This is a genomic window from Thalassococcus sp. (genome assembly GCF_982780845.1).
Genome location: NZ_CEYADA010000012.1, coordinates 32,045 through 57,344, shown reverse-complemented (window position 1 = coordinate 57,344; position 25,300 = coordinate 32,045). Strand labels below are relative to the sequence as shown.

General features: G+C 58.8%; 22 protein-coding genes, 2 tRNA genes and 1 riboswitch. Of the genes, 15 read left to right on the top strand and 9 right to left on the bottom strand.

The features are described 5' to 3' along the window. Window positions 1-160: 160 nt before the first annotated feature. Both AC4FIA_RS13600 and AC4FIA_RS13595 read right to left on the bottom strand, forming a co-directional pair. Window positions 161-235, bottom strand: a tRNA-Gly gene (locus tag AC4FIA_RS13600). Window positions 236-257: 22 nt separating this feature from the next. Next, a tRNA-Gly gene (locus AC4FIA_RS13595) sits at window positions 258-332 on the bottom strand. Window positions 333-502: 170 nt separating this feature from the next. Between AC4FIA_RS13595 and AC4FIA_RS13590 the strand changes: the two genes are divergently transcribed. The 5 genes from AC4FIA_RS13590 to AC4FIA_RS13570 all read left to right on the top strand — a co-directional run bounded on the left by AC4FIA_RS13590 (window position 503) and on the right by AC4FIA_RS13570 (window position 8,471). Then, entirely contained in the window at window positions 503-1,660 is a 1,158-nt protein-coding gene (locus tag AC4FIA_RS13590; protein ID WP_490366306.1) for an alpha-hydroxy acid oxidase, read from the top strand. An 88-nt stretch (window positions 1,661-1,748) separates the two neighbouring features. Beyond that, window positions 1,749-5,195 carry a pyruvate carboxylase gene (locus AC4FIA_RS13585; protein WP_490366305.1) on the top strand — a complete coding sequence of 1,149 codons (3,447 nt, stop codon included), beginning with the start codon at window positions 1,749-1,751 and terminating at the stop codon, window positions 5,193-5,195. Between the two features lie 4 nt (window positions 5,196-5,199). Further along, a complete protein-coding gene (locus tag AC4FIA_RS13580; protein ID WP_287474914.1) occupies window positions 5,200-5,589 on the top strand; it encodes a rhodanese-like domain-containing protein in 390 nt (129 codons plus the stop codon). Further along, window positions 5,589-5,978 (top strand): MAPEG family protein, encoded by a 390-nt coding sequence (locus AC4FIA_RS13575; RefSeq protein ID WP_287474916.1) that lies wholly within the window; start codon window positions 5,589-5,591, stop codon window positions 5,976-5,978. Before AC4FIA_RS13580 ends, AC4FIA_RS13575 begins: the two co-directional genes overlap by 1 nt. 78 nt (window positions 5,979-6,056) lie before the next feature. Beyond that, window positions 6,057-8,471: an ATP-dependent helicase gene (locus tag AC4FIA_RS13570; protein ID WP_490366304.1), complete on the top strand. Its 2,415-nt coding sequence runs from the start codon at window positions 6,057-6,059 to the stop codon at window positions 8,469-8,471. Here the strand turns inward: AC4FIA_RS13570 and AC4FIA_RS13565 are convergent. Further along, the gene (locus tag AC4FIA_RS13565; protein WP_490366303.1) at window positions 8,440-9,480 is read right to left on the bottom strand and encodes a DUF726 domain-containing protein; all 1,041 of its coding nucleotides are present in this window, start codon (window positions 9,478-9,480) and stop codon (window positions 8,440-8,442) included. The two genes, AC4FIA_RS13570 and AC4FIA_RS13565, sit on opposite strands and share 32 nt — an antisense overlap. A gap of 112 nt (window positions 9,481-9,592) precedes the next feature. Then, window positions 9,593-9,670, top strand: a riboswitch (SAM riboswitch). Window positions 9,671-9,733: 63 nt separating this feature from the next. On the opposite strand from AC4FIA_RS13565, the gene metZ reads away from it, so the two are divergent. The 8 genes from metZ to AC4FIA_RS13525 all read left to right on the top strand — a co-directional run bounded on the left by metZ (window position 9,734) and on the right by AC4FIA_RS13525 (window position 19,180). Beyond that, window positions 9,734-10,912 carry an O-succinylhomoserine sulfhydrylase gene (gene metZ / locus AC4FIA_RS13560; protein WP_490366302.1) on the top strand — a complete coding sequence of 393 codons (1,179 nt, stop codon included), beginning with the start codon at window positions 9,734-9,736 and terminating at the stop codon, window positions 10,910-10,912. Window positions 10,913-11,037: 125 nt separating this feature from the next. Next, window positions 11,038-12,138, top strand: a complete 1,101-nt coding sequence (gene folE2 / locus AC4FIA_RS13555) for a GTP cyclohydrolase FolE2 (RefSeq protein WP_490366301.1) — start codon at window positions 11,038-11,040, stop codon at window positions 12,136-12,138. Window positions 12,139-12,198: 60 nt separating this feature from the next. Further along, window positions 12,199-13,647, top strand: a complete 1,449-nt coding sequence (locus AC4FIA_RS13550) for a TrkH family potassium uptake protein (protein ID WP_490366300.1) — start codon at window positions 12,199-12,201, stop codon at window positions 13,645-13,647. Between the two features lie 42 nt (window positions 13,648-13,689). Then, window positions 13,690-14,820, top strand: a complete 1,131-nt coding sequence (locus tag AC4FIA_RS13545; protein WP_490366299.1) for an ABC transporter permease — start codon at window positions 13,690-13,692, stop codon at window positions 14,818-14,820. A gap of 3 nt (window positions 14,821-14,823) precedes the next feature. Beyond that, window positions 14,824-15,612, top strand: a complete 789-nt coding sequence (locus tag AC4FIA_RS13540; protein WP_490366298.1) for an ABC transporter ATP-binding protein — start codon at window positions 14,824-14,826, stop codon at window positions 15,610-15,612. An 8-nt stretch (window positions 15,613-15,620) separates the two neighbouring features. Next, window positions 15,621-17,354 (top strand): MCE family protein, encoded by a 1,734-nt coding sequence (locus tag AC4FIA_RS13535; RefSeq protein WP_490366297.1) that lies wholly within the window; start codon window positions 15,621-15,623, stop codon window positions 17,352-17,354. A gap of 9 nt (window positions 17,355-17,363) precedes the next feature. Beyond that, entirely contained in the window at window positions 17,364-17,978 is a 615-nt protein-coding gene (locus AC4FIA_RS13530; RefSeq protein ID WP_490366296.1) for an ABC-type transport auxiliary lipoprotein family protein, read from the top strand. A 188-nt stretch (window positions 17,979-18,166) separates the two neighbouring features. After that, a complete protein-coding gene (locus AC4FIA_RS13525) occupies window positions 18,167-19,180 on the top strand; it encodes a GNAT family N-acetyltransferase (protein ID WP_490366295.1) in 1,014 nt (337 codons plus the stop codon). A gap of 3 nt (window positions 19,181-19,183) precedes the next feature. Here AC4FIA_RS13525 and AC4FIA_RS13520 read toward each other — a convergent pair whose 3' ends face one another. Further along, on the bottom strand, window positions 19,184-20,164 hold the full coding sequence (locus tag AC4FIA_RS13520; protein ID WP_490366294.1) for a type I glyceraldehyde-3-phosphate dehydrogenase: 981 nt from the start codon (window positions 20,162-20,164) through the stop codon (window positions 19,184-19,186). Between the two features lie 252 nt (window positions 20,165-20,416). Then, a complete protein-coding gene (gene metF, locus AC4FIA_RS13515) occupies window positions 20,417-21,283 on the bottom strand; it encodes a methylenetetrahydrofolate reductase [NAD(P)H] (protein ID WP_490366293.1) in 867 nt (288 codons plus the stop codon). Window positions 21,284-21,378: 95 nt separating this feature from the next. Here metF and AC4FIA_RS13510 point away from each other — a divergent pair, with 95 nt between their 5' ends. Continuing rightward, entirely contained in the window at window positions 21,379-22,284 is a 906-nt protein-coding gene (locus AC4FIA_RS13510; RefSeq protein ID WP_490366292.1) for a LysR family transcriptional regulator, read from the top strand. Window positions 22,285-22,346: 62 nt separating this feature from the next. Here AC4FIA_RS13510 and AC4FIA_RS13505 read toward each other — a convergent pair whose 3' ends face one another. After that, entirely contained in the window at window positions 22,347-22,553 is a 207-nt protein-coding gene (locus AC4FIA_RS13505) for a cold-shock protein (RefSeq protein WP_103910943.1), read from the bottom strand. A 212-nt stretch (window positions 22,554-22,765) separates the two neighbouring features. On the opposite strand from AC4FIA_RS13505, the gene AC4FIA_RS13500 reads away from it, so the two are divergent. Further along, window positions 22,766-23,080: an ArsC/Spx/MgsR family protein gene (locus tag AC4FIA_RS13500; RefSeq protein WP_490366291.1), complete on the top strand. Its 315-nt coding sequence runs from the start codon at window positions 22,766-22,768 to the stop codon at window positions 23,078-23,080. On the opposite strand, the gene AC4FIA_RS13495 is transcribed toward AC4FIA_RS13500, so the two are convergent. Genes AC4FIA_RS13495 through bufB form a run of 3 tightly spaced genes read right to left on the bottom strand, consistent with a single transcriptional unit; the run spans window position 23,077 to window position 25,252 of the window. Further along, complete coding sequence (locus AC4FIA_RS13495; RefSeq protein ID WP_490366290.1) at window positions 23,077-23,652, bottom strand: DoxX family protein; 576 nt, start codon at window positions 23,650-23,652, stop codon at window positions 23,077-23,079. The genes AC4FIA_RS13500 and AC4FIA_RS13495 overlap by 4 nt on opposite strands. 17 nt (window positions 23,653-23,669) lie before the next feature. Next, a complete protein-coding gene (locus AC4FIA_RS13490) occupies window positions 23,670-24,404 on the bottom strand; it encodes an HvfC/BufC family peptide modification chaperone (RefSeq protein WP_490366289.1) in 735 nt (244 codons plus the stop codon). Continuing rightward, window positions 24,401-25,252, bottom strand: a complete 852-nt coding sequence (gene bufB / locus AC4FIA_RS13485; protein WP_490366288.1) for an MNIO family bufferin maturase — start codon at window positions 25,250-25,252, stop codon at window positions 24,401-24,403. The genes AC4FIA_RS13490 and bufB overlap by 4 nt, the downstream gene beginning before the upstream one ends. Between the last annotated feature and the right edge of the window lie 48 nt (window positions 25,253-25,300).

Sequence of the window (25,300 nt, the reverse complement as noted above, 5' to 3'; positions counted from 1 at the left end):
GCGTTCACGCGGGCCGCGAAGTGATGCGGATTTCAAACGGCGTGTGCGGCGGGGAGGTGCGGAGACATCAGCAAAGCGCGCCAATCCCGAGGGCTTCAGCCCGAGATAAGCCTGTGCGCCGAAGGCGCGCCGCTGGATCCGGAAGGAAAGGACCGACTGATGGAGCGGGCGAGGCGATTCGAACGCCCGACCCTAACCTTGGCAAGGTTATGCTCTACCCCTGAGCTACGCCCGCAAACCATCATGTCTGTCCCAATTGGAGCGGGCGAGGCGATTCGAACGCCCGACCCTAACCTTGGCAAGGTTATGCTCTACCCCTGAGCTACGCCCGCTAACCATTGGGTGGAGGCGATTTAGGATGTGTCGCGACGGGCTGCAAGAGAAAAGTGAAGACTTTTGCAGGGATTTTTTATATTTCTGCGGTGCGGCGTAGCAGTGGGCCTGTAAACGTGGGTTTTTACGGGGCTGGACATTGCGCATGTTAACGCTAACAAGGGCGCTTATGGATCTAGATCAGTTCTATCCGGCACTCTCTGACCTGCGCGGCCGTGCAAAACGGCGGCTTCCCCGATTTGTTTGGGATTTTCTTGATTCATCGACCGGCGACGAACAGACCAACCTGCGCAATCGCGCAGATCTGGATGCTTTGTGTTTTCTTCCCTCGATCCTGCATGGCGAACAGACGCCCGATCTGACCACGGATGTCCTGGGGTCGTCGTACAAACTGCCGATCGGTGTGTCGCCGGTTGGCATGTCGGGCCTGGTCTGGCCGGGGGCCGAGAAAATCCTCGCTCGCGCGGCCACGGCTGCGGGCATTCCCTATTGTCTGTCCACCGTCGCCACCGCCACACCGGAAGAGGTGGGGCCGCTGACTGGCGGCAAGGGCTGGTTCCAGCTTTATCCACCCCGCGATGAAGCCACGCGCAAGGATTTGCTGGATCGCGCCAAGGCGTCGGGCTTTTCGACATTGGTTCTGACAGTGGACGTGCCGGTTGCATCGCGGCGTGAACGGCAGATTCGCGGTGGGCTGACCCAGCCGCCGAAGCTGAACGCGCGTTTGTTGGCGCAGGTGGCCTGCCGTCCGGCTTGGGCCATGGCGATGGCGCAAAACGGGTTGCCGCATATGAAGACGCTGGATGCCTATGTTCAGGATGTATCCAGCCGGTCCTCGACAGCGCATGTGGGCTATTTGCTGCGGACCTCGCCTGATTGGGACTATTTGCATTGGCTGCGTGACAACTGGGATGGGCCCTTTGTCGTCAAAGGCGTTATGCGCGCAGAGGATGCGCAGCGACTTGACGCCGCAGGTGTGGATGCAATCTGGGTGTCGAACCATGCCGGACGGCAGTTCGACGGGGCGCCTTCGGTGGCGTCTGTCCTACCCAGAATTCGTGATGTTACCGATTTGCCAGTCATTGCTGATGGATCGATATCAGGGGGGCTTGATATTCTGCGTCTAATCGCCTTGGGTGCCGACATCTGCATGTTAGGGCGTGGTTTTCACTATGCTCTGGCTGCTTTGGGGGGACGGGGGCCAAAGCATCTGATCGATATTCTCACCAAAGATTTGGTCGCCAATCTGGGGCAGCTTGGCGCCATCCATCCCGCTGAATTGCGGGGTAAAATTCTCAGAACGGGGAGTGGAAACCCACCCGTTTGAGCGCCCGTCACTATCCGGTTCGCCAAGTTGTTGCACCGTGACAATCCGCATAACCTTGCACCAAGTTACTAATCAGGAAGCCAGCCTTATGACCGACTTCAAGAAGATCCTCATTGCCAACCGTGGCGAGATCGCGATCCGCATTATGCGTGCGGCCAACGAGATGGGGAAAAAGACCGTTGCCGTATTTGCCGAGGAAGACAAACTTGGCCTGCACCGGTTCAAAGCGGACGAAGCGTACCGCATTGGTGAGGGGCTGGGGCCCGTTGCAGCCTATCTGTCGATTGACGAGATCATTCGCGTGGCCAAGGAAAGCGGCGCGGACGCGATCCATCCGGGGTATGGCCTGCTGTCGGAGAACCCCGAATTCGTCGACGCCTGCGAAAAGAACGGCATCACCTTTATCGGTCCCAAGGCGAAAACCATGCGCCAGCTGGGCGATAAAGCCAGCGCCCGTAAGGTTGCGATCGAGGCCGGTGTGCCGGTTATTCCCGCGACCGAGGTTCTGGGCGATGACATGGAAGCCATCAAGAAAGAGGCCGAAGAGATCGGCTTCCCGCTGATGTTGAAAGCGTCGTGGGGTGGTGGTGGCCGCGGTATGCGCCCGATCATGAATGCCAAGGAACTGCCCGAGAAGGTCATGGAAGGCCGCCGCGAGGCCGAGGCCGCCTTTGGCAACGGCGAAGGCTACCTGGAAAAGATGATCATGCGCGCCCGTCACGTCGAGGTTCAGATCCTTGGTGACAGCCATGGCAACATCTATCACCTGTACGAACGGGATTGTTCGGTTCAGCGCCGCAACCAGAAGGTCGTTGAACGCGCGCCCGCACCCTACCTGTCCGAGGCGCAGCGCGAAGAGCTGTGCGAACTGGGTCGTAAAATCTGTGCCCACGTGAACTATGAATGCGCGGGCACCGTCGAATTCCTGATGGATATGGACACAGGCGCGTTCTACTTCATCGAGGTGAACCCGCGTGTTCAGGTGGAACACACCGTCACCGAAGAAGTCACCGGCATCGACATCGTTCAGGCGCAGATCCTGATCGCCGAGGGCAAATCGCTGGCCGAGGCGACAGGCAAGGCGTCGCAGTATGATATCCGCCTGAACGGCCACGCGCTGCAAACGCGGATCACAACGGAAGACCCGCAGAACAACTTTATCCCCGACTATGGCCGCATCACCGCCTATCGGTCTGCGACCGGTATGGGCATCCGTCTGGACGGCGGCACGGCCTATGCGGGCGGCGTGATCACGCGCTACTACGACTCGCTTCTGGTGAAGGTGACGGCTTGGGCGCAGACGCCGGAAAAGGCGATCTCGCGGATGGACCGTGCGCTGCGCGAATTCCGTATTCGTGGCGTGTCGACCAACATCAACTTTGTTGAGAACCTGCTGAAGCACCCGACGTTCCTGTCGAACCAGTACCACACCAAGTTCATCGACGAGACGCCCGAGCTGTTTGATTTCAAACCGCGCAAGGACCGTGGCACCAAGGTTCTGACCTACATTGCTGATATCTCGGTCAACGGGCATCCGGAAACCGAAGGCCGTGCGAAACCGCACCCCGATCTGAAACCGGCGCGCGCGCCCAAAACCTCGACCGATCCGGTCGCCTATGGCACCCGTAATCTGCTTGAGGAAAAAGGCCCGCAGGCGGTTGCTGACTGGATGGCGGCGCAGAAACAGGTTCTGATCACCGACACCACAATGCGCGACGGTCACCAGTCTTTGCTGGCGACGCGGATGCGGTCGATCGACATGATCAAGGTGGCACCGGCCTATGCCGAAAAGCTGCCGCAGCTGTTCTCGGTCGAATGCTGGGGCGGGGCGACGTTCGACGTGGCCTACCGCTTCTTGCAGGAATGTCCGTGGCAGCGTCTGCGCGATATCCGTGAAAAGATGCCGAACCTGATGACGCAGATGTTGCTGCGTGCATCGAACGGTGTTGGCTACACCAACTATCCCGACAACGTGGTTCAGTTCTTTGTCAAACAGGCCGCTGAGTCTGGTGTCGACGTGTTCCGCGTGTTCGACTCGCTCAACTGGGTGGAAAACATGCGCGTCGCGATGGATGCGGTGATCGACAGCGGCAAGGTCTGTGAAGGTACGATCTGCTATACGGGCGACATCAACGATCCCGACCGTGCGAAGTATAACCTGAAGTACTACGTCGATATGGGTAAGCAGCTGCGTGATGCAGGTGCCCATGTTCTGGGTCTGAAGGATATGGCGGGTCTGTTGAAGCCCGCCGCCGCGGGCCCGCTGGTCCGTGCCTTGAAAGAAGAGGTCGGCCTGCCGATTCACTTCCACACACACGACACATCCGGTGCGGCAATCGCGACCGTCATGGCCGCAGCTGAGGCCGGTGTGGATGCCGTCGACGCCGCGATGGACGCGCTTTCGGGCAACACATCGCAGCCGACGCTGGGATCGATTGTCGAGGCGCTGCGCTTTACCGAGCGCGACACAGGTCTGGACATCGGTGCGATCCGCGAGATTTCCAACTATTGGGAAGCTGTACGTGGTCAGTACGCGGCGTTTGAGTCGTCGCTTCAGGCACCGGCATCCGAGGTCTATCTGCACGAAATGCCCGGTGGCCAGTTCACCAACCTGAAAGCGCAGGCGCGCTCGATGGGTCTGGAAGAACGCTGGCACGAGGTCGCACAGACCTATGCGGATGTGAACCAGATGTTCGGTGATATCGTCAAAGTGACTCCGTCGTCCAAGGTTGTGGGTGACATGGCGCTGATGATGGTCAGCCAGAACCTGACACGCTCCGAGGTCGAAGACCCGAAACGTGACGTATCCTTCCCGGATTCGGTGATCGACATGATGCGCGGTAACCTTGGTCAGCCTCCGGGTGGGTTCCCGAAAGCGATCCAGAAGAAGATTCTGAAAGGCGAAAAGCCGATGACGGATCGTCCGGGCAAGCACATGACAGCGCTTGATCTGGAAGCGACGCGCAAGGAACTGTCGGACAAGTTCGACGGAGCCGAGATCGATGACGAGGATCTGAACGGTTACCTGATGTATCCCAAGGTCTTTACCGACTATCTGGAGCGTCACAACACCTATGGTCCGGTGCGCACGCTTCCGACGCGGACGTTCTTCTATGGCATGGAGCCGGGTGAAGAGATCACTGCCGAAATCGACCCTGGTAAGACGCTGGAAATCCGCATGATTGCGGCCAGCGAAACCAACGAAGACGGCGAAGTGCGGGTGTTCTTTGAACTGAACGGTCAGCCGCGGTCGATCCGTGTGCCGAACCGCAAGGTCAAGGCAACGACAGCGGCCCGTCCCAAGGCGGAAATGGGCAACCCCAACCACGTCGGCGCGCCGATGCCGGGCGTTGTGGCGTCGGTCGGTGTGTCTGCTGGTCAGTCCGTCAAAGAGGGCGATCTGCTGCTGACGATCGAAGCGATGAAGATGGAAACCGGTCTGCATGCAGAACGCGACGCCGTCATCAAAGCGGTTCACGTCACAGCCGGTGGTCAGATCGACGCGAAAGACCTGCTGGTCGAATACGAGGCCTAAGCACATGAAACTGCGGATATCCGCCGCGGAATTGGTGGCCGAAGCCCGGTCGCAAATTCCCGAGCTCGACACGCTGGACGCGCTTGAGATGTTCAAACGTGACGACGTTGTGGTGGTGGATATCCGTGATGTACGCGAACGCAACAGAACCGGGTGGATTCCCGGTTCTGTGCACGCCCCGCGCGGGATGCTGGAATTCTGGGTCGATCCTGACAGCCCCTATTTCCGCGATGTCTTTGCCCAAGAGGGGAAAGAATACGTTTTGCACTGTGCTTCTGGTTGGCGTTCGGCGCTGGCTGTGTTTCAGTTGCAGAAGATGGGTTTTGAAGCGTCGCACCTGAAGGACGGGTTTTCCGACTGGGTTCTTGAGGGAGGCGCGGTGGAGGGGCCGTAATGACCTTGGAAATCACGCCGATTTACGCAGCACTGCTGACATTACTGTATCTTTGGTTGTCCTATCGCGTCGTGCAGATGCGCGGTTCGGCCAAGGTGTCTTTGGGCGATGGGGGCGACCGCATTCTGGAACGTCGGATTCGCGCCCACGGGAATTGCGCCGAAAACGCGCCCATCGGCCTGATCCTGATGCTGATGATGGAACTGAGCGGTGCGCCGGCTGTGGCGGTTCATGGCGCGGGCATGATGCTGTTGGTGGGGCGTCTGGCCCATGCGGCGGCATTGTCATCTCCGACGCCGAAGATGGTTTTGCGGGCAGGGGGCATGGGCCTGACCTATCTGATGCAAGGCTTGGTCGCGGTCGGCCTGTTGGCGCATGCTTTGATATGATTGGGACTTTTGGAATAGTGTAGAACATTTGCCGAACGTCTCTTTATCTTCGGACGTGGCAGGGCTATTCTTAGGGCCATGAGCAGCTTTGATGAAATGGACGCCTTCGAAGGCGCATCCTTGTCCGCACGCGCCATGGCGGCGCGTCCGACGCCCTATTTGGATGATCTGAACCCGGCGCAGCGCGAAGCGGTGGAAACGCTGGACGGTCCGGTGCTGATGCTGGCGGGTGCCGGTACGGGCAAGACCAAGGCGCTGACATCGCGGATCGTGCATCTCCTGTCGACGGGCAAGGCGCGACCGAACGAGATTCTGTCGGTGACCTTTACCAACAAAGCTGCACGCGAGATGAAAAACCGTGTGGGCGGCATGCTAGGCGGCGCGATTGAGGGGATGCCTTGGTTGGGCACGTTCCACTCGATCTGCGTGAAACTGCTGCGCCGACATGCGGAACTGGTTGGGCTGAAGTCGAACTTCACCATTCTGGACACGGACGATCAGTTGCGGCTGCTCAAGCAGTTGATCGTGGCACGCGGGATCGATGACAAACGCTGGCCCGCGCGGCATCTGGCTGGGGTGATCGACGGTTGGAAAAACCGCGCGCTGACGCCGGACAAGGTGCCGTCGTCTGATGCCAATGCGTTCAATAACGCAGGACCGTCGCTCTATCTGGAATACCAGAACCGTCTGCGTGAGCTGAACGCGGTGGATTTTGGCGACCTGCTTTTGCATATGGTTACGATTTTCCAGACCCATCAGGATGTGCTGGAACAATACCAGCGCTGGTTCCGCTATATTTTGGTGGACGAGTATCAGGATACCAACGTCGCCCAGTATCTGTGGCTGCGCCTGTTGGCAGGGTCGCATAAGAACATCTGTTGCGTGGGTGACGACGACCAGTCGATCTATGGCTGGCGCGGGGCCGAGGTGGGCAACATCCTGCGGTTTGAAAAGGATTTTCCAGGCGCCCATGTTGTACGGCTTGAGCAGAACTATCGCTCGACGCCCCATATTCTGAAGGCCGCGTCCGGTGTGATTTCCGGCAACTCGGACCGGTTGGGCAAAGAGCTGTGGACCGATGTGCAGGACGGCGAAAAGGTTCGTCTGATCGGCCATTGGGATGGCGAGGAAGAGGCGCGCTGGATCGGTGAAGAGATCGAGTCTGCGCAGTCTGGTTCGCGCGGTGTGCGGGCGATGTCGCTGGATGAGATGGCCATTCTTGTGCGCGCCTCGCACCAGATGCGGGCGTTCGAAGACCGCTTTCTGACCATCGGTTTGCCCTATCGCGTTATCGGCGGCCCGCGCTTTTATGAGCGGATGGAGATCCGTGATGCGATGGCATATTTCCGGCTGGTCGTGTCGCCCGACGATGATCTGGCGTTCGAGCGGATCGTGAACACGCCGAAACGTGGCTTGGGCGATAAGGCCCAGCAGACAATCCAGCGTGCGGCGCGTGAAAACGGTGTGTCGCTGCTGAACGGCGCGGCGATTGCGGTTGAGCAAGGGCTGATCAAGGGCAAGGGCGCTGCGGCGTTGAAAGAACTGGTCGTAGGCCTGGCCCGCTGGGGGCGCATGTCGCGCAACGTGGTGACGGTAGAAAGCGACGAGGTGGTTGATGACCTCATCGAGCCGTTGGCGTCCGAGCCGGAGGTCAGCCACGTCGAACTGGCGCAGATTATTCTGGACGAATCCGGCTACACCACCATGTGGCAGAACGACAAAACGCCAGAGGCGCCGGGGCGGTTGGAGAACCTGAAAGAACTGGTCAAGGCCTTGGAAAGCTTCGAAAACCTGCAAGGGTTTCTGGAGCACGTCAGCTTGATTATGGACAATGAGACTGACGATGGCGGCGCGAAAGTGTCGATCATGACGCTCCACGCGGCCAAGGGGCTTGAGTTCCCGATGGTGTTCTTGCCCGGTTGGGAAGACGGGCTCTTCCCGTCGCAGCGGTCGATGGATGAAAGCGGGGTTAAAGGGCTCGAGGAAGAGCGGCGTCTGGCCTATGTGGGGATCACGCGGGCCGAGGAAGTTTGCACGATTTCCTTTGCAGCGAACCGGCGTGTGTTCGGCCAATGGCAAAGCCAGATGCCGTCGCGCTTTATTGACGAGCTGCCCGAGGCGCATGTGGATGTGCTGACACCGCCGGGGCTTTATGGCGGTGGCTATGGAGCGGCGTCTGGGATGGGCGGCATGTCGTCTGGCGTCGAGACGCGGGCGACCGAGGCGAATGTCTACAACTCGCCCGGTTGGAAGCGGCTGCAGGAGCGGGCGAGCGAGCGGCCCATGAGCCAGCCCAAGGAAACCCGCCATCAGGTGATCGATGCGACGGCGGTGTCATCTTATGTGATGGGCGAGCGGGTGTTTCACCAGAAGTTCGGCTATGGCGAGATCATCGGGATCGAAGGCGACAAGCTTGAGATTGCGTTCGATAAGGCGGGCGTGAAGCGCGTGGTGTCGCGGTTCATTTGCGCCGCAGATGATGTTCCGTTCTAGGTGATCCCAATGTGCGCGCTGGCGCGCGCGCAGGTTCATGTCGCAATCCCGCCTTTGGCAGGCTTGCTCCGGTTTGGTCTGCCGTGGGCCATCTTTGCTTGACGGCGTAGAGCGTCGGAAGAAGGCGGGACCAGCGCGGCGTCATCTTGTCCGGAAGGATTGTGCCGAGTTCGGTCAGTGTGATTTTTCCCGACAAATAGGCGCGATAGAGTCGGAAGACGCCCGGGCGCAGGTACGGCGACCAATGGCAGATGCGGTTTTTCGGAGGCTCGATCGGGTAGCCCGCGTCTTTGAGAGCGCTCAGGCTGTCGATGTGATCCAGCTGGAGCGTACGCACGTTGGCGGCGGTGATGCCTTTGTGGCTGATGGTGCGGTCGCCGCGGTAGGCGGGTTTGACGAACACTTCTAGCAGAAGATCGAAGAGATCGTTTTCGCGGCTGGTCACCACGAGGATATCTGTCTTCCGTCCGGCGGGGGAGTTTAGCGCGTCGTAGGTGGTTTTGGTGAATTCGGCGGGGGCGAGAAGGATGGCGCGGGTCAGGGGCTGTGCGTCGGGTTGGCGGAGAGCGGACAGGATGACCCGTGCGCCAAGGGAATGACCGACAGCGTGGATCGGGCGGTCGGGGCATTTGGCTTTAATCCGGGTGATCAGATGCGCCAGCGCGTGTCCGGCGGTTTCTGCATCGCGGTAGACCTGACTTATGTGGCCCCGCGCGGGCCAGCCGAAAGAGATCGCGTGGCCTGCGTTTCGCCGTGTCATGCGCAGGTGTCGTGGCCAGCTGATGATGCGCGGATTGTTTTTGTGCATACGCGGATTGCTGGAGAAGATTGTCTTGTGCGGACAGCCGTGTTTGCTACCGGGCTGGTATTTGAAACCGTGCACCATGATGACCACGGGCTTGCCGGTGTCTTCGGGTTTTGTCAGGCTTCGCAGCAGGGTGCACAAATCGCCTTTGGTCCCGTGCGCGCGGGGGTATGCGTCTTGGGCTGTGATGAACAGGACAGGCATCGTCGACCTCCTTGGCATCTTACGATGCAGGTAGCGTGCCGACATGATGGTTACGTGAAAGCTGCGTGACAGGGCGATGACAGGGTTGACCTGAAAGGGTTTTGAGCTTAGCCGTCTTTCCCGTGGCGATTTGTTACCGGATTGCGGGCCACGTTAAAAATGCCGCTAAAGAGGTCAGACGAGGGAGCCCCTTTCGCTTTGACCGCGATCGGGGTTTTTTTGTGGGTTGGACAGGCCCGAGGAAGGATATGAGATGACGAAGAAGCGCACACGGACCAATCTTGTTCATGGTGGGACACGCCGTAGCCAGTGGGGCGAACTGAGCGAAGCGATCTATCTGACGCAGGGCTTTGCCTATGACAGTGCGGAACAGGCCGAGGGCCGTTTTGCCAACCCGTCGCCTGACGAGTTTGTCTATGCGCGTTACGGCAACCCGACAGTGCGCATGTTCGAGGAACGTATTGCTTTGTTGGAAGGGGCCGAGGATGCCTTTGCCACCGCTTCGGGCATGGCGGCTGTGAATGGCGCGTTGATGTCTGTTCTGAAGGCTGGTGACCGTGTTGTTTCGGCCCGTGCGCTGTTCGGATCTTGTAGCTATATCGTCGAGGAAATCCTGACCCGTTTCGGTGTTGAAATCGAACTGGTGGATGGGGAAGACCTGGGCCAGTGGGAAAAGGCCGTCACGCCCGGCACGACGGCGGTGTTCTTTGAATCCATGTCGAACCCGACGCTGGATATCGTCGATGTCGCGGCTGTGTCCGCGCTGGCCCGCAAGGTTGGTGCGTTGACCATCGTCGACAACGTCTTTTCGACGCCTGTGTTTTCCAACGCGATCGAGCAGGGTGCCGATCTAGTCGTCTATTCCGCGACCAAGCATATCGATGGTCAGGGCCGTGCGCTGGGTGGCGTGATCCTTGGATCGAGCGAGTTGATCCGCAAAAAGGTTGAAACCTACATGAAGCACACCGGCGGCGCGATGAGCCCGTTTACGGCGTGGATCATGTTGAAAGGCCTTGAGACGATTGATCTGCGCGTCCGTGCGCAGGCCGCATCGGCAGAAACCATCGCGAAAGCGCTGGAAGGTCACAAGGCGCTGACCAAGGTGATCTATCCGGGTCTGGCGTCGCATCCGCAGAACGACCTGGCGATGCGCCAGTTGGGGGCCGGTGGCACGATGCTGGCGTTCGAGATCGACGGCGGGAAAGAAGCGACCTTCCGTTTCATGAACGCGCTCGAAGTCATTTTGATCTCGAACAACTTGGGTGATGCCAAGTCGATTGCGACCCATCCGGCGACCACAACGCATTCGCGCCTGACGCCCGAGGCACGTGCACGTCTGAACATTTCTGACGGGCTGATCCGCCTGTCGGTCGGTTTGGAAGATGCCGACGATCTGGTCGAAGATTTGCTGGCCGCTTTGGACGCCGTGTGAAACAAAGTTGTGGATGGGACGTTAAAGTTTCATCCATCAGCCCATCCGCTACGTAGGTAAGGATAGATGGAAATTTCCCAATCCCTGCCTATCTATGGTAGGTGAGTTGCCGAGAGGGCTAATGCATGAACGTGTTCACACCTGAAATCGACCGAAAGCCAAGCCGCGAAGAGGCGGAACAGGCCTTGGCCGTGTTGCGGCAGTGGGCCGGTAAAGCACAGGATGAAGAGATCGTTGATCTCGACCCTGCGGTGCATGCGCTTGTGCCTGATGGCAATGGTGTGGCGTATCCGGCGCTTGATCGCGACTATGATGGCGATTTTACTGTCGATGCGGCCTACAAGGCCAGCCTGCCGGACCTGCAAAATGGTCCGTCTTCTCTGATCCGTGGCGCAAAGCGTGCGATCCAGCATGTGGGCATTTCGAATTTCCGCCTGCCGATCCGTTATCACAGCCGCGACAATGGCGATCTGACGCTGGAAACCAGCGTGACAGGGTCCGTTAGTCTTGATGCCGATAAGAAGGGCATCAATATGTCGCGGATCATGCGCAGCTTCTACAAACACTCGGAAGCGACGTTTTCGTTCGAGGTGATCGAAAAGGCGCTTGAGGATTACAAGACCGATCTCGAAAGTTTTGATGCCCGCATCAACATGCGCCTAAGCTTCCCTGTGCGGGTCGATAGCCTGCGTTCCGGTCTGTCCGGTTTCCAGTATTACGACATCGCGCTGGAACTGGTCGAGATGAACGGCGTGCGCCGCAAGATCATGCACCTTGACTATGTATATTCGTCGACGTGCCCCTGTTCTTTGGAACTGTCCGAGCACGCGCGCCGCACACGTGGCCAACTGGCGACGCCGCATTCGCAGCGGTCGGTTGCGCGTATTTCGGTGGAGTTGAAGGGCGATGATTGCCTGTGGTTCGAAGACCTGATCGACATGTGCCGCGCGGCTGTGCCGACGGAAACGCAGGTGATGGTGAAGCGCGAAGATGAACAGGCCTTTGCCGAATTGAACGCGGCGAACCCGATCTTTGTAGAGGACGCGGCGCGTCTTTTTGCCGAGCAACTGCTTCAGGATGACCGGATCGGTGATTTCCGCGTGGTGGCCAGCCATCAGGAAAGCCTGCACAGCCATGACGCTGTGTCTGTACTGACAGAGGGTGATCTATTCCACTCCGAAAGCCTTGATCCCAAGCTGTTCTCGACGCTGTTCCACGTCGGCTAAGACCCGCCTGACACGTTGCAGCGCTTGACTTAGGCGCTGCGGCGCGGCAACGCTCCGTTCATGTTTGACTTGCGTCCAGTAGCCTATGTGATCGGCCTTTTGGTGTCCTTTCTTGGGGTCACTATGCTTTTCCCGCTGATCGTGGATATCGCCGAAGGGCGTGGCGCGTGGCCGGTGTTTCTGGAAAGCGCAATCATCAGCATTCTGGCGGGCGGGTTGATTGCGCTGTCGTCTGCCAATGGCGTGAAAGAACGGCTCTCGCTGCAACAAACGTTTTTGCTGACCACAGGCGTCTGGGTGGCTTTGCCGATCTTCGGCGCGATCCCCTTTGTGATCGGCGCGACCGAAGCGACAATAGTCGACGCATATTTCGAGGCGATGTCCGGCCTGACCACCACCGGTTCCACCGTGTTCTCGGGGTTGGATGATTTGCCCAAGGGCCTGCTTTTGTGGCGTGGGTTGTTGCAGTGGCTTGGTGGCATCGGGATCATCGTGGTCGCGATGGTCTTCCTGCCTGAACTGCGCGTTGGCGGGATGCAGATTTTCCGGTCCGAAGCCTTTGATACGATGGGTAAAATCCTGCCCCGCGCGACCGAGATTTCGGCATCGATTTCCACCATCTACGTGACAATCACGCTGATCTGCGGGCTGTGCTATCTGGTGACGGGTATGAACGCCTTTGATGCCACGGTGCACGCATTGACCACCGTTTCGACGGGCGGGTTTTCGAACTATGACGCGTCGTTCGGGACGTTTCAGGGGCCTGCGGAATATGTGGCGTCGGTCTTTATGATCCTTGCGGCGCTGCCGTTTGTGCGTTTCGTGCAGATGGCCCGCGGGAACCGGACGGCGATTTTTCATGACAGTCAGGTCCGCGCGTTCCTGACGATTATCGCGGTTCTTGTGGTGGTTACTGTCAGCATTCTGGTCACCGTTTTCCCGCATCATCCCGAGCAGGCGCTGCGCGAAGCCTTGTTCAACATCACGTCGATCATGACGGGCACCGGCTATGCGTCGGTTGATTACATGCAGTGGGGGCCGTTCCTGATTGCGATGTTCTTCTTCATCGGCCTTATCGGCGGCTGCGCGGGATCGACGGCCTGTTCGGTCAAGGTGTTCCGCTATCAATTGCTGGTGGCCTCGATCAAGACGCAGCTGCGTAAGATCAGATCGCCCAACGGCATCTTCACGCCACGCTATGAAGGGCGCCCTGTGTCCGAGGATGTCATGAGTTCGGTCATGAGCTTTTTCATGTTCTTCCTTGTGATCTTGGGGATCTTTGCCATCGCCTTGGGAATGACGGGCTTGGATTTCATCACGTCCATTTCCGGCGCGGCGACCGCGCTGGCCAATATCGGCCCGGGTCTGGGCGATGAAATCGGGCCTGCGGGGAACTTTCAGAACATCAACGATACCGCCAAGTGGCTGCTGATTTTCGCGATGCTCATGGGGCGGCTGGAATTGATGGCTGTGTTGATTTTGTTCACTGTCCGCTTCTGGCGGGGCTGAGACCTTGCCAACGACCTGAAAAGGTAGAAAGACTCGTCGCTAATGACAGAGCCTGCCATCTCTCTGACCGAGTTGTCCGCGACCGACATGTTGCTGACCCTGCGTTTGCGCGGGGCCTGTACAGTTGTGCGGCTGGAAGCGTTGCAGAAGGCGTTGGAACCGCTGCCCAAGGACCGCGATATCGTGCTTGAGGTGTCGGGTGTCGAACGGCTGGATACCGCTGGTGCATGGGCGCTGATCAATCTGGCCAAACGGTTAGAGAAGGCGGGCAAATCGCTGCGCTTTGAGGGCGCGAGCGAGAATTTTCAGAGCCTGATCGAAACCGTTGAAAACGCCTATCCCGAACCGGACGCCGAACCCGAGCACGCCCTGACCATCACCGACCGTCTGGACCTGTTGGGGCGCAAGACGGTGGCTGGCTGGACGTTCTTAAGCGAGCTGATGGCCTTTCTTGGCCTGTTCCTTGCGCGACTATTCCGATCGATCCTGCGCCCGTCTGAATTTCGTCTGACTGCTTTGGTGCATCACTGCGAGGCCGTGGGTGTGCAAGCAGTGCCGATTGTGTCGCTGATGGCGTTTCTGATTGGCGTTGTTCTGGCCTTTCAGGGATCGACCCAGTTGCAGCAATTCGGAGCCGAGGTGTTTGTCGTCGATCTGATCGCGATCTCGATCCTGCGGGAACTGGGCATTTTGCTGACCGCGATTATCGTGGCGGGCCGGACCGCATCGGCCTTCACGGCGGCTATTGGGTCGATGAAGATGCGGGAAGAGATCGACGCGATGGAAACCCTGTCGCTTGATCCTGCGATGATGTTGTTCGTGCCGCGCATTCTGGCGCTTTTGTTGATGCTGCCGATCCTTGGGTTGATTGCCGATGTGATGGGGCTGTTGGGCGGTGCGCTTATGGCGTGGGCGGATTTGGGCATTTCGCCTGCGATGTTCATGACACGACTGGTCGAAGGGACTGACGTGAAACACGCCATTGTCGGCCTGATCAAAGCGCCGTTCTTTGCGGTGACGATTGGCGTTGTTGGCTGTCACGCGGGCATGAAGGTGAAATCCAACGCGGAATCGCTGGGTCGCCAGACCTCGGCCGCGGTTGTGACAGCGATCTTTGCGGTGATTGTCATCGATGCAATGTTCTCGATCTTCTTTGCCGAGATGGGGTACTAAGCCATGTCGGAACACGCAGAAAAAGCCCCCGTCATCCGCCTGCGCGGCATCCGGAACCAGTTTGGCACGCAGGTCGTTCACCACGATCTGGATCTGGATATCTACCGTGGCGAAATCGTTGGTATCGTTGGCGGGTCAGGCACGGGTAAATCTGTGCTGCTGCGCACCATCGTCGGGCTGCAAACACCCCGCGCAGGCGAAATCGAGGTGCTGGGCGTTGATCTGAACAAGGCCAGCGAAGAAGAGCACAACGCGGTTGAGCGCCGCTGGGGCGTGATGTTTCAGGATGGGGCGCTGTTTTCATCGCTGACCGTTCGGGAAAACGTCGAAGTGCCGATGAAACAGATCGAAGGGCTGGATGCGAAAACGCGCGCTGCGCTGGCCGATCTGAAGATCGCGCTGGTGGGTCTGCCTTATCTGGCGGGCGACAAATATCCATCAGAACTGTCGGGGGGGATGCGCAAACGCGCCGGTCTGGCCCGCGCGCTGGCGCTTGATCCCGATATCGTATTTTTGGACGAACCCACCGCCGGTCTGGACCCGATCGGCGCATCCGAGTTCGACCAATTGATCCGTAAACTGAGCCGGTCTTTGGGGTTGACCGTCTTTCTTGTGACGCACGACCTTGATACGTTGCACGCAACCTGTGACAGGATTGCGGTGCTTGCGGAAAAGAAGGTGCTGGTGACAGGCACGATGCAAGAGATGTTGAAGGTCGATCACCCTTGGGTGCACAGTTATTTTCACGGTCCGCGGGCGCGTGCGGCGCTTGAGACGGCCGAAAAGGAATAAGGCAGGGCATGGAAACCAAAGGAAATTACGTTCTGATCGGGGCCTTTACCCTTGCCGGTGTGGTGGGGATTTTGGGCTTTCTGATGTGGTTCGCGCGTGTGAACCTTGACCAGAGCTATGCCTACTACGACGTGAAGTTTTCGTCGGTGTCCGGCCTGTCGAATGCCTCTGACGTGCGTTTTGCGGGTCTGCCGGTGGGGCAGGTTGTCAGTGTGAAACTGTCGCCGGATCGTGACGGCACCATCGTTGTCCGCCTTGAGGTCGACAGCGAAACGCCGGTGCGCGCCGACAGTGAAGCCACGATTGAAAGTCAGGGTGTGACGGGCGTGGCCTATGTGGGCATCAGTGCCGGTGATCCGTCGTCTGAATTGTTGGACGGGGTGAACGATATTCCAACCATTCCTGCGGGCCGGTCCATTCTGCAAAGCCTGTCCGAGGATGCGCCGGAACTGGTGGAAACCGCTCTGGACACGATGAAAGAATTGAACGCGCTGCTGAGCGCGGAAAACCGTCAACGTGTCGACAACATCCTGATCAACGTCGAAGAAGCATCGGAAAGCTTTTCGACCGTTCTGGACAGTTTTTCTTCGGTAACCGATCAGATTTCCGGATTTGCGGATCAGATCGACCGCTTCAACACCACGCTTGAGGGGCTTAGTGAAGACCTGTCCGTGGTTCTGAAAACCGCCGACACAACGCTGGTGACCGTGAATGATCTGGCGAAAGACGGTCAGACTCTGATCCAGACGGGGCAGGGCACGCTGACGGCGGCGACCGAAAGCATCGATTCAGCCACCGGGTATCTGTCGAACGACCTGCCTGCGCTGACCATCGAACTGCAGGGCGCGATTGCCGATCTGCGACGCGAAATGCTGGTCGTCGTGGAAGAGGCACGTACCACCATGGCGACGTTTGATAGTGCAGGATCGGCGGCGCTCGCACGCTTTGACGAAGCCGGACCGCTGATTGGGGAAACCCGCGCGCTGATCGCGTCGCTGGAAACCGCAACCGCCGAGATCGAAGAGGCGGCCACTAATTTTGATGATCTGATGATGATCGATGGTGCCGCACTGATTGACGAAAGCCGCGTCGCGATTGCCAGCGTGCAAACTGCAGTGGATGAAATCAACAAAGTTGCGCAAACCGATCTGCCCGCCATCGTGGCCGACATCCGCGAGGCGACGGCCACGGCATCCGGTGTCGTGCAGTCTGTCGGCGAAAACCTGAACGCCGCATCGGGCGATGTGGCGGCTTTGACCGACGATGCGCAGGCCGCGCTTGAAATGGTGACCGAGACCTTCTCGAACGCGAATGACACGCTGACCGAGGTGAACGTCGCGCTAGAAGTTGGCCAGCGCACCTTGGTTGCTGCGGAAAAGACATTTGAAGGCGCGGATCGTGTCCTGAACGAAGACATCGGCCAGATCACCGCCGATCTGCGCGAGGCGATCAACACATTCAATGCCGCGGTCGCCGATGTCTCAGCGGACCTGCCCGAGGTGACCGAAGACTTGCGCGGTGCAGCCCGCAGCGCCGAGGCGACGTTTATTGAACTGCAAACCATCGCCCGCCGCGCAGGCACCCCCATTGCCACGTTCGCCGCCGATGGCCTGCCGCAGTACACGGCGCTGGCCGATGAAACGCGGCGCCTGATCCGGAATCTGGAAAAGCTGACCAAACAAATTTCCCGCGATCCGGCGCGGTTCCTGCTTGACCGCGATACACCTGAATTCAGACGATAGGGATCTGATATGTTTCGACTGCCTTTGATTGCTTTGTTGGTGTCTGCCTCCCTGTCGGGCTGTTCTGCGATTTCCGCCTTTACCGAGGCGACCGAAGTGTTGGACGTCTACGAATTGCGCGCACCGGAGGATATCGGGCCGCTGGGTCGGAGCCTGCCTTATGACGTGACGGTGGAACTGCCGACAACCACGGGGGCCCTGGACACCGACAGGATGATGATCAAACCGGGCGCGCTGTCGGCACAGTATCTGCCAAGCGCACGTTGGGGTGAAACGGTGCCCGTCATGGTCCAAAGCCTGATCCTGCGGTCGCTGCAACAGACCGAAGCGCTGCGCTATGTGGGGCGTGAACCGCTGGGGCTGTCGGGTGATGTTGCCGTTGTGACGGATGTGATTGATTTCCAAGCGGAAACCGCGCCTGATGCCGATACGGCCGAGGTCAAACTGCGTCTGTCGGTTCAGTTGGTACGGGAACAGGATATCCGCATTCTAGCCAGCCGTACGTTCACGGCGACGGCACCATCTGCGAGCTTGGATAATGCAGACGTCGTCGCGGCGTTTGACGCGGCCTCGGACAGCATGATGCGGGATATCACCGATTGGATCGTAGGCGGCCTGCGCTGATCCGGCGCGGGTTCGGAAACAATCGGTGGAATGTTTCCGAATTGGTCACAATCTTTCCCATTTTAATCAAAATCCTGCCGAATTGAATTTGTACATCTTGCCTAACGAATAACTAAGGCGTTGGGCTTTCGTAGGGTTCCTTTGATCTGTCAAAGGCTTGCGTGGGTGCTTCGCCAACGAGGCACCAGATGTTTTACGAACACAAACCGTCGCTTGAAAATGCCAAACCCGTCGCGCCGCGCCGTCTTCAGGTGACGATGGCGATCACGTTGGACGCATTTGAAAACCTGCGGTCTGGCTGGAAAACTCTGGAAACCATCGATCCGAACGCCACGGTATTTCTAAGCTGGTCATGGATGCGCCGGATCATGCGGGACAACCCCGATGCGTGGCGTGTGCTTGTTGTCAGCGATCTGGCGCAAAACGGTCAGGTCGTTGGTCTGTTGCCTGTTGGCCTAAAAAAGGGCGAAGCCTTTGGTGCCAGCGGTTTGCTGGGGGCTGAATACGGCGCGCTGCTGTGCCATCCGGATTATGAAGCGGCGGTGTTGCCGCTTCTGGCCAAAGCGGTTCAGACGCTGGATTGGACAACACTGCGCGTCTCCGGAAACGGTGCGCAGGGCCGTATGCGCAAGTTCATGGCAGGCTTTTCGTCGAACGCATTCCGCACCGCCAGCCTTCAGAAAGACAGCGTGCAGATCGTTCTGCCAGATAGCGCCGAGGCCTATTTGAAGGACCTTGAAGACGCATCGGTCGCCGAACACCTCGTTGCGATGCGCAAGCGCCGCGCGTGGCGGTCCTATGTGTCCGAGCCCGAAGATGTGGCCACGGATCTGGATTTCTTGATGGACATGATGCTGGCAGAGGGCGCCACGGAACAGGCGCTGGTTGCGATGCGGGCGCTGTTGGTCAACGCACAGCATTCCGACGCCTTGTTTCTTGTCACCCTGCGGGATGCAGACGGCCCGATTGGCGTTCTGGCGCACATTCTGGACCATGATCTGGACCGTGTGCACGTTGTGGGCTTTGCCGCTGCACAGGGTGTCGATCGCACTGATGTCCGCGCCAAGCTGCACCTGGACTGCGTTTCTTGGGCGATCCGCCATGGGTTTGCGGTCTATGATATGGGGCAGGATGCTGATGCTGCGCGCTATGCCAACAGCATGCTGAACACATCCGGCGCACAAATCGTGCGCCGTGCCTGATCGCTAGCGCTTTGCCATCAGGCGGGCCATATCGATCATCCGCGCGGAAAAACCCCATTCGTTGTCATACCAACCGAAGATGCGGATTTGCTGGCCGCCGTTGCTGACGATGGTCTCGGGCACAGCGATCACAAGGCTTTCCGGCCGCGCGCGCAGATCTGTTGAGACTGTGGCATCTTCGGTCAGGCCGATCACCGGGTTTTGTGCGGCCAACTGGCGGACGTAATCCTGCCCGTCGCCCTGAGCCGACGTTTCCAGCTGCAAGACCGCATCAATCGCCGATACCGAGATCACGGGCACACGCACCGCGGATCCGGTCACACGACCGGCCAGATCGGGCAAAACATCGTCAATCAGTTTTGTCGCACTTGTGGTGGTCGGCACCATAGACACAGCACCTGCACGGCTACGCGCAAAATCCCCACGGGGGGCATCAACCATCGGCTGGCTGCCGGTGTAGCAATGGATCGTGGTCATATGCCCGCGGGCGATGCCCAGCGTTTCATGCACCGACCGCAACAAAGGGGCGAGGGCGTTGGTGGTACACGACGCGTTCGAAACGATACGCGCGTCGCCCATCCGGCCTTCATTTGCCCCCAGAACCAATGTTTCTTCGGCTTCCGTGCAGGGCCCGGAAATCAGAACATTCCGCGCGCCGGCACTCAGACCTTTCGCGGCATGATCCCGCGTTTTGATGGTGCCCGTGCAATCCATCACCACATCGACGCCCTCCAAATCCAACGCACCAAGGTCGCCTTCGCGGGTCAGCGGGATGGCACGGTCGCCAATCAATAGGTTCGTGCCGTCGTGGCGGACATCCTCGGGGTAGGGGCCGAACACACTGTCGTATTTAAAGAGATAGGCGCAGCTTTCGATCGTTGCGATATCGTTGATCAGCGCGATTTTGATATCGGTGTGATCCGACAGAAGCTGGCGCAATACCGTGCGGCCGATCCGTCCGAACCCGTTGATTGCAATGCGCATAAAACGATTCCCTTCGCATGTCTTAAGGCGGAGAGTTTCGCAGATATCAGACGGACGCAACCGGGACCAGTGACGCAGCTAGGGGCTTTGCCCCCTTGGCCTTCGGCCAATTCCCCCAAGGTATTTGGGGACAGAAAATAGCAGGAGAGTTCGGGTATTTTCTGTCGGGAAATACCTCCGCCGGAGGAAAAATCGAGGTCCCAGCCGTTAGGCTGGGGCCGAGATATAAAGCGCGGGCGTTAGCCCGCTCAATCAGGCAACGTTTTCCAGACCGGACTGCGGTGTGACGCCCAGTGCATAGCACACATCACGGGTCAGTTCTGGGCGGTTCAGCGTGTAGAAGTGCAGTTGTTCAACGCCGCCATCCAGCAGGTCCGAACAGAGTTCGGTGCAGATGGTTGTCGCCAGCAGATCCTGACGGCCATCCCGTTCCGCGGCTTCGAACGCGTCAATCACCCATGCGGGGATTTTTGTGCCGCAAGCTTCGGCAAAGCGACGCGCGCCTTTCCAGTTTTCGATGGGCAGGATACCCGGCACGATCGGCTTGTCGATGCCGGCCTTTTCACAGGCGTCGCGAAAGCGGAAGAAGGTTTCAGCTTCGAAGAAGAACTGTGTCAGGGCCTCATCCGCGCCTGCGTCGAACTTGCGTTTCAGGTATTCCACGTCCGCTGTGGCCGAGGATGCCTCGGGGTGTTTGTCGGGGTAGGCGCCGACGCGGATGGTGAAGTTGCCTTCGTCTTTCAGGGCTTCGATCAACTCGCAGGAATTCTGAAAGCCGCCTTCGGTCGGGACAAAGCCGTTCGAACCTTTGGGCGGGTCGCCACGCAGGGCGACGATGTCTGTGACGCCGGCTTTGGCGAAGTCGCGGGCGATGGTCAGGGTTTCTTCGCGGGTCGCGTCAACGCATGTCAGGTGCGCTGCGGTGCGCAGGCCGGAATGCTTGTGAATGGTGGCAACAGCGTCGCGTGTCAGTTCGCGTGTCGTGCCGCCAGCACCGTATGTGACGGAAACAAATCGGGGGCCCAGCGGGGCCAGTGTCTGTACGGTATCCCACAGGCGGAAAGACGCTTCGAGCGACTTGGGCGGGAAGAATTCGAGCGAAATCTCGGGGCGGTTCATTGTTTTATCCTTGCTCAGGTTTGAGCCCTTGTCGCACATTCTGGAATGTGAGACAAACTCATAAATCTCAACAACAACATGAGCCGGATTCCAGAATGCATATCGAGTTTCGTCATCTTCGCACGATCAAAGCGATCCATGAAACCGGCGGTTTGGCCCGTGCTGCCGATCAGTTGAATATCACGCAGTCTGCATTGTCTCATCAGATCAAAGGGTTAGAGGATCAGGCGGGTGTCGAGCTTTTCGTGCGGCGCTCCAAGCCAATGCGGCTGTCGCCAGCTGGCTTGCGTTTATTGAGGTTGGCTCAACAAGTTCTGCCGCAGGTCGAGGCGTTGCAGGCCGAGTTTGACGGGCTTCGGAAGGGCTCATCTGGCCGGATGCATATCGCGATTGAGTGTCACGCCTGTTTCGAGTGGCTCTTTCCTGTGTTGGAGGCCTTCCGTAAGGATTGGCCGGATGTGGATGTTGATATCCGTCCGGGCCTTGCCTTTGACGCCTTGCCTGCGCTTCTGAAAGAAGAGGTCGATCTGGTGGTGTCGTCGGATCCGGAAACGATCCCCGATGTGACATTTACCGAGCTGTTCGACTATAACGCCGTGTTTGTCGCCGCAGCGAACCATCCGCTGGCGCAGAAAGAGTATATTGATGCGGACGATTTCCGTGGTCAGACGCTGATCACCTATCCGGTCGAACGCACGCGCCTGGATGTGTTTTCCCAGCTTTTGATTCCGGCCAAAGTTGAACCCGCCGCAGTCCGGCAGGTGGAACTGACAGCTGTGATCCTGTTGCTGGTTGCCTCCAATCGCGGTGTCGCGGTGCTGCCGGATTGGGTTGTGCGCGAGGTCAAATATAACTCGGATTACGTCACGCGGCCTTTGACCAAAGACGGCATCACACGGCGCCTTTATGCGGCGACGCGGTCGGATGATGTGGATAAGAAATATGTGCAGGATTTAATCAGCTTTGCGAAACGCGAAGCTGTTAAATTGCAATCAGCCTGAGGCACGCCAGAGATGCCTCAAGCTTAATCGATGCTCAGGCGGTCCGCTGGTGTGCGGCCTGTTCAGAGCAGTTGAAGGTCAGATGCCATTTCGCGGCCGTCACGGCCTTCGCGAAGTTCGTAGCTGATCTTCTGGTTATCCGCGAGGCCGGTCAGCCCCGAGCGTTCTACCGCTGAAATATGAACAAATACGTCTTTCCCGCCATCTTCGGGTGCAATAAAGCCGTAGCCTTTTGTAGTGTTGAACCACTTCACGGTGCCATTCGGCATGTCCCGTGTCTCCTTCTGTCTTACGTTCTTCCGGCAAGCCGGTCTTGACGTAACGGTCGGGCCACAGGAAGAAGTCGACGAAGCCAACCTGATCGGGTCTGAGAAACGACAGTTACCTCTCGACTGTCGCACGGGTCTGATAAAAATCAAGAAAAACCGCGAATGCGTTCACGAACGGCGTGATATCGCGATTGGGAATGAAAGATACGACTATGGTCCTATACGGTTTGAAAAACTGCGACACGTGCCGCAAGGCATTGAAAGCGTTGGGGGAAGTTGAATTTGTCGACGTTCGCGCCGATGGCGTGTCCGAGGATGTGTTGAAAGCGGCTTTTGACGAATTTGGTGAAAAACTGATCAATACACGGTCCACAACCTGGCGCGGTTTGGACGAAGAAGAACGTAAAAAAGAGCCGATTTCGCTGTTGAAAGCGAATCCCACCCTGATGAAACGGCCCCTGATCGTTGCCGACGGGGCCATGTATTTGGGCTGGGATAAGGCCGTTCAGGCCGCGCTTCTGGACTAGGTTCCGGCGGCCTGTGCGGGGGCGTTTGGCGCAGCCATTGGGCTGCGTTTAGCGATGAATTGATCCACCGACAGCGCACCTGCGCCTTTGACGGCGATGATGACAAAGGTCAGCATCCAGAATGCCCGTTGGTCCAGGATCGCGCTGTCCGGTGCACGGTCGAACCATGCGCCGAGTGTCTCTGCGTGGGCGATACCGCCGTGGCCGTATAGGTCGGTCAGGCTTTGGACGGTGACAAATCCGATCATGCCCAGGGCGGCGGGGCGGGCCAATAGCCCGATGACCAGCAGGGGTGGCAGGATGAATTCGGCGTAGGTGCCCGCCATCACGACCAGCCAGTGAAACACGCTGAGTTGGCTGGCGTCATATCCGGCGGCTTCCAGTTGTTTCGGGAATATCTGGGCGTAGGCCCCGACAGAGGGGCTGAAGAACCCGCCGATCCCGTCACCCAGTTTGGTTTTGGCCGAGGCCCAGAAATATCCCAAAAGCGTGGCGGCAAATACAAAGCGTGCCAGCAGGGGCAGAATTTGGTCGTTTCGGTCGGTCGGAGCGAACAGCAGTTTGTGCAGCATGGTGCGGCCTCTCTGGGTCAAACGGTGATACGGGCAATGGCGCCTTCGGTGAAAAGCAGGGTCAGGATCGCGCCGACGTCGGTGTCGGGTGCGTTTTCGATGGCTTGGGACAGGGTTTTGCCTGCTCCGAGCGCGCGAATGAATTTGGCGGCGTTTTCGGGCAGAAGGTGCGGTTTCGGATCGAACTCTTTGCGGAGGATCAGGATATCTTGCGCCGCTGCCTGTGGTTGGGGCGCGCTCGGGTCCAGTGCAAAGGTGTAGATGTCGTGGATTGGCCAGACGGACTGCAACAGGATCGCAGAGGGGGCGAGCGACAGTTTTGCGTCGTCGATCTGTTCGGGGGCCAAGGAATGCAGCGCCGAGAAGGGCTGCGGATCGTGATTGGCTGCGTGGTATGAGGTGCGCAGCCCGTATTCCAGCGCGGCGATTTCCGGCAGATAGGGAAGATGGGCCAGTGCCTGAGTTTGGGCCAGAAACTGCGCAAAATCCGCACCGTAAAGCATCATCAACGGCGATTGCGGCGGGTTTGCACGGGCGTAGTGGGTGGCCAGAGCCCGAAAGTTCTGGTCACCCAACAACGAGTGGATCGCCGGAAAACCGGTTTGGAGTGCGTCCACGAGTGAAACAGTGACGTTGTTGCGATACACGCCATAGCGTTTGGGCGACGGCACGCCATGGGCGTTGGTCAGCCCGTCAGGCATCGGCGTATCGGGGCTCAAAAGCCCCGCGCGGAAATCGGATTGCGTGGTCATACCAGCACCCGTGTCAGGGCTTGTGCGGCGCGGTCGGCCTCGGCGGCCAGAACGGGCCAGTCGGGAACGTCGGTGTCCCATTCCACCAGCAGCGGGCGGGGGCCGGAGTGGGCCAACGTGATATCCAGAAGCGCCCAGACCGGATCGGCGATTTCGCGGCCGTGGCTGTCGATCAACAGCGGCTTGCCGTGATCGTCTTCGTCCTCATCATGGCCGCCAAGATGGATTTCGCCGACCTCTTCCAACGGGAAGGCCGCGATGTAATCTTGGGGTGAAAACTCTAGGTTGGTAGCGGACACAAACACGTTGTTCACATCCAGCAGCAGGCCACAGCCCGTGCGTTTGGCGACTTCGCGCAGAAAGTCGGGTTCGGACCAAGTGCTTTCGGAAAAGGCCAGATAGCTGGAGGGATTTTCCAGCAGCATCTTGCGGCCCAATGTGGTCTGCACCTGATCGATGTGATCGCAGATGCGCGACAGACTGGCGTTGGTGTAGGGCAGCGGCAGCAGATCGTTCAGGTAATCGGCGCCGTGGCTGGACCATGCCAGATGTTCGGAAAAGCTGGCGGGGTTGATCCGGTCGCAAAGCGTTTTCAGGCGGGCCAGATGTTCGGCATCCAGCGGGCCTTCGCCGCCAATAGACAGGCCCACACCGTGGACCGATATCGGAAAGCGGCTGGCCAGAGCATCAAGCTGTGCCAAGGGGCGGCCACCTTGGCCCATGTAGTTTTCCGCATGGATTTCGAACCAGCGCGTTCTGCCCGCGTCCTGCATGATGTCGGCAAAATGCTGGGGTTTATAGCCAAGGCCGGGGGCCAGCGGCAGGGAACACATGGTTGTATCGAACATCGTCTTGTCCTGCGGGAAAAAAGGAGCGTGGGGCAGGAAGGCCACCCC

Excerpts from the sequence above, each read along its gene's own strand:
- AC4FIA_RS13500 (WP_490366291.1), top strand. The coding sequence starts at position 22,766 with ATGGTCCTATACGGTTTGAAAAACTGCGACACGTGCCGCAAGGCATTG.
- AC4FIA_RS13575 (WP_287474916.1), top strand. The coding sequence starts at position 5,589 with ATGACCTTGGAAATCACGCCGATTTACGCAGCACTGCTGACATTACTG.
- AC4FIA_RS13540 (WP_490366298.1), top strand. The coding sequence starts at position 14,824 with ATGTCGGAACACGCAGAAAAAGCCCCCGTCATCCGCCTGCGCGGCATC.
- metF (WP_490366293.1), bottom strand. The coding sequence starts at position 21,283 with ATGAACCGCCCCGAGATTTCGCTCGAATTCTTCCCGCCCAAGTCGCTC.
- AC4FIA_RS13520 (WP_490366294.1), bottom strand. The coding sequence starts at position 20,164 with ATGCGCATTGCAATCAACGGGTTCGGACGGATCGGCCGCACGGTATTG.
- AC4FIA_RS13495 (WP_490366290.1), bottom strand. The coding sequence starts at position 23,652 with ATGCTGCACAAACTGCTGTTCGCTCCGACCGACCGAAACGACCAAATT.
- folE2 (WP_490366301.1), top strand. The coding sequence starts at position 11,038 with ATGAACGTGTTCACACCTGAAATCGACCGAAAGCCAAGCCGCGAAGAG.
- AC4FIA_RS13545 (WP_490366299.1), top strand. The coding sequence starts at position 13,690 with ATGACAGAGCCTGCCATCTCTCTGACCGAGTTGTCCGCGACCGACATG.
- AC4FIA_RS13535 (WP_490366297.1), top strand. The coding sequence starts at position 15,621 with ATGGAAACCAAAGGAAATTACGTTCTGATCGGGGCCTTTACCCTTGCC.
- AC4FIA_RS13550 (WP_490366300.1), top strand. The coding sequence starts at position 12,199 with ATGTTTGACTTGCGTCCAGTAGCCTATGTGATCGGCCTTTTGGTGTCC.
- AC4FIA_RS13585 (WP_490366305.1), top strand. The coding sequence starts at position 1,749 with ATGACCGACTTCAAGAAGATCCTCATTGCCAACCGTGGCGAGATCGCG.
- AC4FIA_RS13565 (WP_490366303.1), bottom strand. The coding sequence starts at position 9,480 with ATGCCTGTCCTGTTCATCACAGCCCAAGACGCATACCCCCGCGCGCAC.
- AC4FIA_RS13580 (WP_287474914.1), top strand. The coding sequence starts at position 5,200 with ATGAAACTGCGGATATCCGCCGCGGAATTGGTGGCCGAAGCCCGGTCG.
- AC4FIA_RS13570 (WP_490366304.1), top strand. The coding sequence starts at position 6,057 with ATGAGCAGCTTTGATGAAATGGACGCCTTCGAAGGCGCATCCTTGTCC.
- AC4FIA_RS13505 (WP_103910943.1), bottom strand. The coding sequence starts at position 22,553 with ATGCCGAATGGCACCGTGAAGTGGTTCAACACTACAAAAGGCTACGGC.
- AC4FIA_RS13590 (WP_490366306.1), top strand. The coding sequence starts at position 503 with ATGGATCTAGATCAGTTCTATCCGGCACTCTCTGACCTGCGCGGCCGT.
- AC4FIA_RS13530 (WP_490366296.1), top strand. The coding sequence starts at position 17,364 with ATGTTTCGACTGCCTTTGATTGCTTTGTTGGTGTCTGCCTCCCTGTCG.
- AC4FIA_RS13510 (WP_490366292.1), top strand. The coding sequence starts at position 21,379 with ATGCATATCGAGTTTCGTCATCTTCGCACGATCAAAGCGATCCATGAA.
- bufB (WP_490366288.1), bottom strand. The coding sequence starts at position 25,252 with ATGTTCGATACAACCATGTGTTCCCTGCCGCTGGCCCCCGGCCTTGGC.
- AC4FIA_RS13525 (WP_490366295.1), top strand. The coding sequence starts at position 18,167 with ATGTTTTACGAACACAAACCGTCGCTTGAAAATGCCAAACCCGTCGCG.
- metZ (WP_490366302.1), top strand. The coding sequence starts at position 9,734 with ATGACGAAGAAGCGCACACGGACCAATCTTGTTCATGGTGGGACACGC.
- AC4FIA_RS13490 (WP_490366289.1), bottom strand. The coding sequence starts at position 24,404 with ATGACCACGCAATCCGATTTCCGCGCGGGGCTTTTGAGCCCCGATACG.